Source organism: Anaerotignum sp. (genome assembly GCF_040307045.1).
Classification (GTDB): Bacteria; Bacillota; Clostridia; order Lachnospirales; family Anaerotignaceae; genus Chakrabartyella.
On record NZ_JAWRKF010000019.1, the window covers coordinates 1 to 9,364 of the forward strand.

The 9,364-nt window shown below is 35.8% G+C and carries 3 protein-coding genes and 1 rRNA gene; all 4 read left to right on the top strand.

The features are described from left to right. Positions 1 to 11 precede the first annotated feature (11 nt). The 4 genes from rrf to ABVZ64_RS10045 all read left to right on the top strand — a co-directional run bounded on the left by rrf (position 12) and on the right by ABVZ64_RS10045 (position 8,868). Positions 12 to 129: ribosomal RNA gene (rrf, locus tag ABVZ64_RS10030) — 5S ribosomal RNA — on the top strand. A 1,316-nt stretch (positions 130 to 1,445) separates the two neighbouring features. Continuing rightward, complete coding sequence (locus ABVZ64_RS10035) at positions 1,446 to 2,114, top strand: HD-GYP domain-containing protein (protein ID WP_352400881.1); 669 nt, start codon at positions 1,446 to 1,448, stop codon at positions 2,112 to 2,114. Positions 2,115 to 2,287: 173 nt separating this feature from the next. After that, complete coding sequence (locus ABVZ64_RS10040; RefSeq protein WP_352400882.1) at positions 2,288 to 3,769, top strand: hypothetical protein; 1,482 nt, start codon at positions 2,288 to 2,290, stop codon at positions 3,767 to 3,769. A gap of 398 nt (positions 3,770 to 4,167) precedes the next feature. Next, on the top strand, positions 4,168 to 8,868 hold the full coding sequence (locus tag ABVZ64_RS10045) for an S-layer homology domain-containing protein (RefSeq protein WP_352400883.1): 4,701 nt from the start codon (positions 4,168 to 4,170) through the stop codon (positions 8,866 to 8,868). Positions 8,869 to 9,364 lie beyond the last annotated feature (496 nt).

The window sequence follows — 9,364 nt, forward strand, 5'->3', positions numbered from 1 at the left end:
GCCTAAAAATTTCTGGTGATGATGCGCTCAGGGGACACACCCGTTCCCATTCCGAACACGTCGGTTAAGACCTGAGCGGTCGATGATACTTGGTGGGTAGCTGCCTGGGAAAGTAGATGGTTGCCAGAATCCATTCAAAAAGAGAACTGTTTATTGCAGTTCTCTTTTTTGAATTAATTAATGAATATATCTCCTGTTTTTTGGGAAAAACAAAAAGCTTTGATAATAACAAAACCTCCTATACTGCTGGTTCATTTTGATACAGTTTTGTATAGGAGGTTTTTGTGAAAATAAAAGCTTTTTAGAGGTATTTGGGAAATGAAAATATCATATTGTTTTGATCAAAAAAAGGAATCAGATTACTTATGTGTAATAAAAACGTCATTGCGATAATGATTGGAGTGCGATTCAGACCGTTTCGTCACGCTTATAAAAATATACTTAGCATACATTATTTTATAAATATTCAAGTTAGTTGAATTTTTAAAAGTAATTAGTATAAAAATAATTAAAAAAATTTAAATTAATATGAGTATGTGTCCTGATTCAGAAATGGAAATAAAGAAAAGTAGATTGTAAAAATAAAGATGGCAAGCATCAATTGACAACATTTTATTCATCGAATCACCCATCAAGCCAACCAGCACTGTGGCAGGAGCCGTTCTAGGGCATCCCTGCTGAAGGCTACAATACAGGTGACTGCTAAAGTCAATAATATCTAGATCTTATCCATTCTTGTTATTTAAACCTTTCCTAAAAAGCACCCTCATTTCTTTATTAATATTTTTCAGATTGTATAAAATAAAAATCAAACTGCGATGGAATTATCATTGACTCAAATAAAATCATCTGAATTTCTTGTTTCTTCTACAGACTTAGTTAATACATTTAAGGGTATGCCTACTTCTCAGTAGCAAGTAATGTTGATATGGTTTAAAAAATTTCAGTAGATATTAATTCATGTTTGTTTTCAATTTTAGTCCTATTCTTAATCCCTAAATTTCTTATTTTGCAATAAGAGGGAATAAATAAATACTAACTTTGATGTATGAGATACATTATTGTGTAGTGCTTTTGTCTAAAATAACAATCGCATAACAAATTAAATGGTATCTTTTTTTGTTTTTAATTGTGATATTATTGTAAATTCTTATGTTCGGATTTGATAGTAGAAGTATGGTTGTTTAGACATCCCACTGAGAAAACAATGGCACATTTTGACCCCGATTTAAAACGGGGAAACACGCTGAAAACGGTTGGAATAATTGTTGTTTCAAAATACAATATAGAATAATAGAAAAGTATATATAATCGTTAATTCTAATTTTTTGGAGTGTAAAATCTAATCCAGGTTTGCTTGTATGGATAGAAGAACCTAACTTTCTATTATATATTAAACTTTTCTATATTGGTAATGAATAAAAGTACGTAAGTAGGTGGAAAGAATGAATAATATATTTGATGTAAATAATAACTTGGTAAGGGATGATTTGGATCCATGGTCACTTTATCGGCAGTTGGATAAATATACTTTTCGGCACTGTGAGAATGTGGCTGAATATGCAAAAATTTTGGCTCAATTAGCAGTGGATATGCGTCTTTATGATGAAATAACAGAAGATCAAATCGTGCATATAAAAAATGGTGTTATATATCATGATATTGGAAAAATTTATTTGAATCAGGGACTATTGAACAATAGAAATGAGCTTACATTTCAGGAACGCCAAGAAATCAGAAGACATGTGGAGTATGGGTTGGAAATTTTTACGGATATTCTACGAACTTCTAATACAAATCAATCAACCCAAATTTTTTTAGATGTAGTTTTAAGATCAATCGCCCAGCACCATGAGAGGTTTGATGGAAATGGGTATCCTAATAAATTAAAAGGATATGAAATTTCTGTAGTAGGCAGAATTTGTGCTTTATGTGATTATTATGACGCACTAACATCTGATCGCCCCTACCGCATGAGCTTATCCCATGAGTATGTGATGTTAAAGATTAAGAATGAAAGTGGAGCTATGTTTGATCCCTTGCTGGTAGACTTGATGATTGATCACCAATTTGTATTTAAAAATAAATTGGCAGAGTTAAGACATTTGAATTAACTACATCAAGTTAAATTTGCTAATTTTGCTTGTTGATAGGTTTTTGCTTTTTTAATATAATAAGTAATTAACTAAAAATGAACCTAGCTGTTTATATGGCAAACGGACAATTGTTTTTATCAATCACACTGCTTTTAGTTAATGAATTTTTGTTGTAGTAATGAGGTGGCAATATGAATAGGAAAAAAATATATCCAATAGGTTACTTACTAAAAGTTTTGCATATATCATACACAGATTTAGCAAATGCTTTATATTTAGAAAGAACTGTGGTAAATAAATGGGCGTTAGGAAAAAGATCCTTTAATTCTAGATCTAAACATTATAATAAAGTGGTAGACTATTTGATTCAAGTGAATTTAGAAAAAAAGGAATTTGCTTTAGAAAACTTCTTTGAAAGAATTTATCCTAACATGCCAAAGAGTGATACATATCTTCGAGATTGTATAAATCGGTTTTTAGGAGAGTCGGAATTTGTAGCTAATGTTGGAGGCGCTATTATAAGTACAAAGGAAAATGTAATATATTGTTCTGTACCTGTTGTTCAAGGATCATTTGGAAGATTCGCATCTTTGCTGGATTTACTGGATAAAACTCTATTAACAGATAAAAAATATGAAATTAGTTTATATGACAATGAACAATTTAAATGGTTAACGTCGGATGAATATTATAATATCAGATTTCAAGAAACTATGATTAAAGTATTAGAGCAAGGCCATTCTGTTACTTTTATCTCCGATATAGATTATTTAAAAAGACATCATGAGTTTTCTGAAGTAATGGATTTATTTTATCCATATCCAAATTTTAATGAATACTTTTTTTTCTCGGGAAATAATCCTGAAATGTTTTACTCCTATTATTTTGTAAAAGGTCACCGCGTTGTTATAGGCAATCGATTGTCTAATGATGAGCTGTATACTATAACATTTTCAGATCCTTATTCCGTTGATTCTTGTGGGATGAGACTAAAAAACCATTTAAGGGGCTGTATTTTACACAAAATGGTAAAAAATGATGACGAGCGCATGGAATTGATAGATCTGATTAAAAAAATTGAAAGAACTGGTGATACTTGTTTTATTTTCGCCATTGGTTTAGCTTTTATCACTATGAGTCAAGAGTTATTAAGTGATATACTACAAACCAATAAAATATATGGAGAAAAAAAAGAAATAATTTTAAGCTTGTTACAAAACCACGAAAACTATGTTTATGATAAATATGTCAGTGAAACAAGTTTCAGACAATTATGCTATTATAATGATATTGAAAAAATGCTAAAAAAAGATAAATGGTATTTAGAAGATTTGTCTCTGCATCTTGGGAAGAAAATATATATGAATCATAGCCAAATTAAACGTCATATATATGACACTGCAGATCTATTAGAAAAAAAGAAGAACTATAGTCTGGGATTTGTAAGAGAAAATAATACGAAAAATCGTACACAATGCTCTCATTTATGCAGAAGAAATCAGTATGCGATCACTTGCAGAGGCCAATTAAGAATCACCCGAGAAGTTAGTATCATCAATACGATTTCTGATATATTTGAAAATGAATGGCAGAATAACATTCCTTTGGAGTACAAAGATAATGTACTTGTGGCTGGCAGATTAAGAGAGCTGGTTAAGAAATATGATAAATAGTTTAAATTTTAATAAATGCACACCCTCTTAGGGGTGTGCATTTATTTTTTTGTCTCAGTTTGTACCCGAATCAAAACGGGGAAAAGGGTTCCTATCTATGGTACAGAGGTAGAGTATAAATTATAATACTGTTTAAATAAGGAAGTGAATAAGCAAGGTAATGTAGATTAAGCTTATTTACCTTATCAAATCTAAAGATGTTGAGTCATAAAAAGTTTTTGTTCATTTTTTGCTAGTAAAACTTAGATGTTTAAAGGGTGGTGGTATTATAAGTACCGATCTTCAAGTTTAGGCTTTTAGGGATCAAAGGTTACATTGAAATTGTTCAGATTACGCAAATGTCCGATGCCTAATGAGTTCTGCTGATTTTTAATTTAATTCGGATAGGAGGATAAGAAATGGTCAAACAATGCAAAAAATTAATCTCATTGATAGTAAGTGTTACTATGATGTTCTCAATGTATGGAACACAGGTAATTGCAATGGAAACAACACAACCATCATTATTTTTAGAAGAATCAGAGGCGCATGTTCACGGTGAAGAATGTGGCTACTTGGAAGCTATGGATGCAGAGCCTTGTTCCTATGTTGGTGTAAATGCTTGTGGAGTTGCCGTCGAGGCTATTGGAGAAATACCTTGTGATAAAAACTGTATTGATACTGACGAAAATGATGAAAAAAGCCACTGGGAAGATTGTGCCTATTCTCCAGCCGTAGAGGGTAAGGAGGCCATGGAATGTGACCATAGGGATAACTGTGGGTATGTGGAACGAGTAGTGGGTCACCCATGTGTGCTTCAAGGACAGACTGAAGATAAAACAGACTATGAAAAAGTAGTAAAACTGTTTGCCGCATTGCCAAGTGTAGAAAGTTTTACAGAGCTTACTGCCGAGGAGGAAAAAGGAATTATCAAGGGGCAGGTTACCAACGCTATGGATTCTTACTTTGGGCTAAGGGATGAAGAGGCAGCGAAATTTAGGGAAGAGCAGGCTGGATTGTTTATTTCAGTAATGGCACTTCATGAATTTATTACGGAGGATGCTACAGTAGAAATGACAGTAGTAGACGCGAAATCAAAGGTTTTGACAGTTGGAACCGAAGATGCGGATTTTACATCAGCTTCCGATGCAATTTCGGCTGCAAATGATGGAGAAACCATTCAGTTAATAACAAATATTGTTATAAGCCAAGAAGATGTTATAACTGTACCAGAGAGCAAAAAGATTATTTTAGATTTAAATCAAAATAGCATTACTGTTTCGGAAGATTTTCACGGCCGTCCTATTATCAACAGAGGTACGCTCACCATCATAGGAAATGGAACCATTAATAGTTCAAGTTCTGAATTGGGTGGATACGGGTGTGTTGATAATTATGGAGACTTAACAATTGAAAATGGCACTTATACCGGGAGCGTATATGCTAACGGAGCAAGTATTAAGAATAGGCCCGGTGCAATTTTGATTATAAATAATGGTACTTTTGATGGTGCAACTTGTGCACTATATAATGAGGGTAAAGCTACTGTGAACAACGGCATTTTTAACACTACATCTTGTACAATGACCATAGGGTCTGACAACAAAAAGAATTGGTCTTATGCTGTTAATAGCCGCGGAGAATTGTATTTTAACAATGGCTCTGTAACTGGTGTGCAAGGTGGGCTAGCTATATCAAGTGGTTATGCGGAAGTAAAGGATGGTGTATTTCAAACCGTAGCGTGCCAGCATTCTGATAATGGTGCCTACTCATTTTATGCACTTTATATTGCTGGAGAGGCTGGTGAGGTTGATGCCCATATTTCTGGTGGCACTTATCAGTCAAAAAGCAAAGTGGCAGTTCTTGCAGGTAATGATAATACCGATGGGGATGGCGGTATTAACGCAAAAGCTACTTCCCATATTTCTGGCGGGACTTTTATAGGTGCAAAAGGTCAAGGTGCATTAAAAGCAGGTAGAAATACAGGAGATCCACGTATCACTGGAGGTATTTTTAACAGTGATGTGTCAACCTATATTTCTCCTGGCTGCAAGCAAACTGACAATGAGGATGGTACTTATACCGTTTCTGCCCTAAACTCAGAGGGTGCTGCAGCAGAAATTAACGGCATCTATTATGCAACGCTGCAAGAAGCGCTTACTGCTGTAAAAGAAGGAGACACCGTCACTGTTTTTGCTGGTATACATACTGCAACGGCAAATGAGCAGCTACGCATTTCTGCGTCCGATGTAACACTACAAGGTATGGGTGACACAAGTGTAATTGATGCAAAATCTTACTCTTGTAGCGGGCAAGGTGGTCTTTTAGTGGCTGCAAACAATGTTACGTTGAAAGATTTAAAGGTCATCAGTAGTTCCGAAGATGATAACGTTGCTGCAATTAAATTTATGCAACAGAATGGGCCACTCACCAGTGGCAAGATAGAAAATATTACAGTTTCATCTGAAAAGGGACATGGATTAAACGTACATGGAGTAACAAATATGGTAGTGCATGGACTCAAGGTGGAAAACGCAGGAAAGTGCGGTGCCGCTTTCTCAAATTCGGCTTTAGTTTCTGTAAGTGATTTTAATACCGCAAATCTTACCGCACTTTGGGGCGATGTGGGGTTGATGTATAAAGATAATGAAGAATATGCTATAAAGACCACAGTTACCTTTAACGGTATCAATACCTTTGGTATGGGCAAAGTATATTCCCAGCGACCAATTAGCGCAGCAAGCGGGCAGGATGTGATCAATGGTTTGACTGCATCAGATGGATGGGTAAAAAGCACTTACGATTTTGGAGTGGCTTACCAAAAAGGCTCAGTGATAGCAAGCAATGGAACCACGGATGACGGGTTTGCAACGATTCAGGAAGCGCTATGTGCCGCAACGTCTGGTGACACAATTTACATCAAAAGCGGAACTTATAAAATTACTGGCATAAACATACCTACTGGTGTTACTTTAACCAGTATTACGGATGTACCAGAGGATGTTGTTCTTGTTGGAACAGAGGTAGCAAACACGGTAATTTTAAACTCCAATTCTAAAATTAAATCGGTGACTGTTACCCGTGATAATAAAATTGACTGGAATACAAATCCGGTTAGTCAGGGTATCAATGTTGCCCAGCAGACAATTGGTGCTACAATTGAAAACTGTATTATTAAGGAAACACGCAATGGTATTTATGCTAACAATACGAACGTGACCATAAAAAACTGCTTGATTGAAGCTAACCGCACGGGTGTGCATCTTGCAAATAATGTTAGTGGTATTATTAGTAATAATACGATTCAAAATAGTCGGACTATAGGCTTATTGGTTGGAGCAACGAACAATGAGCTATCAGACAATGGATATAAAAACCTAATCATTTCAGGTAATACCTTTGATGGGAGCTGGTATGCCCAAATAGAACACCGAGCTCATTTAAGTGCACCAATTTCCGTAAATTCCAACATATTTAAGGAGCCAGTTACTCTTGTAAAGGCAGATAACGCTGGTGAGCCAGAGTATGACAACTGGGATGACCAAAAAAAGCCGCCTGTAGCTGTGTCAAATCGATTAGTATACAAAACCGACGGAAATATTATTTACAATGCTAGCATTCCTCCTACATCTAATGAGGTTTCAATGGTTGAGGACATCACTGCCCAACTTCCCCCAGCTTCAAGCATTGAAGCTGTCAGTCCTCAAGAGAAAGAAATGCTGGTAAAACAGGTTGATACGGTTGTAGAAATAATTCAGATTATGTCTGAGGGAGAAAAGCAAAAGATTGGAATGGATACAATAAAAACATTGGAAGAAGTCATGATTGCGGCTAATCCCAATATTTCTGAAACTATGCTTGATGTCGCACCCTCCTTAAACACAGTTATTTCTGGTAATATTGAAGCTGTTGGAGCATCACTTACCATATCCTCCGATGTGACTACTCCACACAAGGCCCAGGTAAAGGTTGAAGCGGCAGCCATGCCTTCGCTTCCGTCAAATATAGCAAATGCGGTAGCGTTGGATATAAAGCTTAATATCTTAGACGACATGGGAACCCCTGTGGCTACCAATATCCAGCCAGTAGCCCCGATTGTGATTACCATGCCAATTCCTGTAGGAATTCATGTTAATGATCTTATTATTTTACATTATCATGGTACTTCTGAAACGCCCCAAAGAATTAACCCAACTGTTAATTTAGGAGCAAAAACAATAAGCTTCCAGACTTCCGCATTCTCCGCTTTTGTTTTTGCTAACAGGAAACCTACTGGTACCGGTGGAGGTTCGTCCACTACCTATTATACCATTACTGCAACTGCGGGTGAGGGCGGTAACATAAGCACTGGAAAAACAATGTCTGTGGCTGAAGGAGGTTCTGCTGCTTTCACTTTTACACCCAATAAGGGTTATCGGGTTACCGATGTACTGATAAATGGTAAGAGTGTGGGTGCAATGAACAGCTATACCTTTACTAATGTACGCTCTAATCAAACCATCAGCGTTACCTTTGAGCTAATTCATAAACATGAAAATCCTCAAACCAATGTAAGTTTTCAAGATGTGCAACGGAAGGACTGGTTTGCAGAAGCGGTATATGACGTAGTAGAAAAAAGTTGGTTTGCAGGCACATCTGAAACGACTTTCAGCCCATATTTGTATACCACTCGTGGCATGATAGTAACTGTACTTTGGAGAATGGAAGGTGAACCAACTACAGGCAAAATTAATAGATTTGAGGATGTAGCAAATGATAGTTGGTACTCAGATTCTATTACGTGGGCGCAGATAAGGGGGATTGTGAGTGGTTATGCGAACGTAAAATTTGGCCCACAGGACATAATCACCCGCGAGCAAATGGTGTCTATCCTTTATAACTATGCTCAGTTCAAAGGCTATGAATCTACAAAAATTTCTGATTTGACTGCGTTTAAAGATGAAAGTAATATTTCCCAGTATGCAAAAGCACCTATGAGTTGGGCAGTTGCAAACGGCTTGATTTCTGGGAAGGGAAATGGCACCTTAGACCCAAGGGGAGGTGCTACCCGTGGTGAAGTTGCTTCAATCCTTTATCGATTTGATCAAGTATTAAACTTGGTTAAAGGTACAAAAGTATAGTTTTTAAATCTGGAGGCGGTGAACAAAAATGTTCGCTGCCTCCTTTTGTCATAAAATTTCCATCCCTGCCTGGGTAAACGTGTATTAAAAAACAATGCCGCTTGTATGGGATTGGTATTTTTATTGTGAAAGCACTGGGTTTAGATGTAAGGGAAGGTTGAAATAATACGTAATAGGTAATTCCTAAAAGTGATACAATTGAAAATTGATAAATCCTATTATAATTTATAGACTTAATTGTGTAAGTTTGCTTTTTTAATCAAGCTATAAAGTCAACAGTGATGAATACGCTAAAAGGAAACAACAATACTCCAATAAGTAAGACCTAGAAATAAGTGAATTTTCAATTAAATTTAAAAGACTGGAAAATTGTGTTGACAAAAGGAAACTATTATGGTAAAGTTAATATCCGTTGGCAGACAGCCACGAAATGCATAAAAACGTCACAAATATCAAACTACTTTTGAATAGATAATACGAAAGCTGAACTGGTTGT

What these genes read in the sequence shown, in the direction of transcription:
- ABVZ64_RS10035 (WP_352400881.1), top strand. Translation starts at nt 1,446, where the DNA reads ATGAATAATATATTTGATGTAAATAATAACTTGGTAAGGGATGATTTG.
- ABVZ64_RS10040 (WP_352400882.1), top strand. Translation starts at nt 2,288, where the DNA reads ATGAATAGGAAAAAAATATATCCAATAGGTTACTTACTAAAAGTTTTG.
- ABVZ64_RS10045 (WP_352400883.1), top strand. Translation starts at nt 4,168, where the DNA reads ATGGTCAAACAATGCAAAAAATTAATCTCATTGATAGTAAGTGTTACT.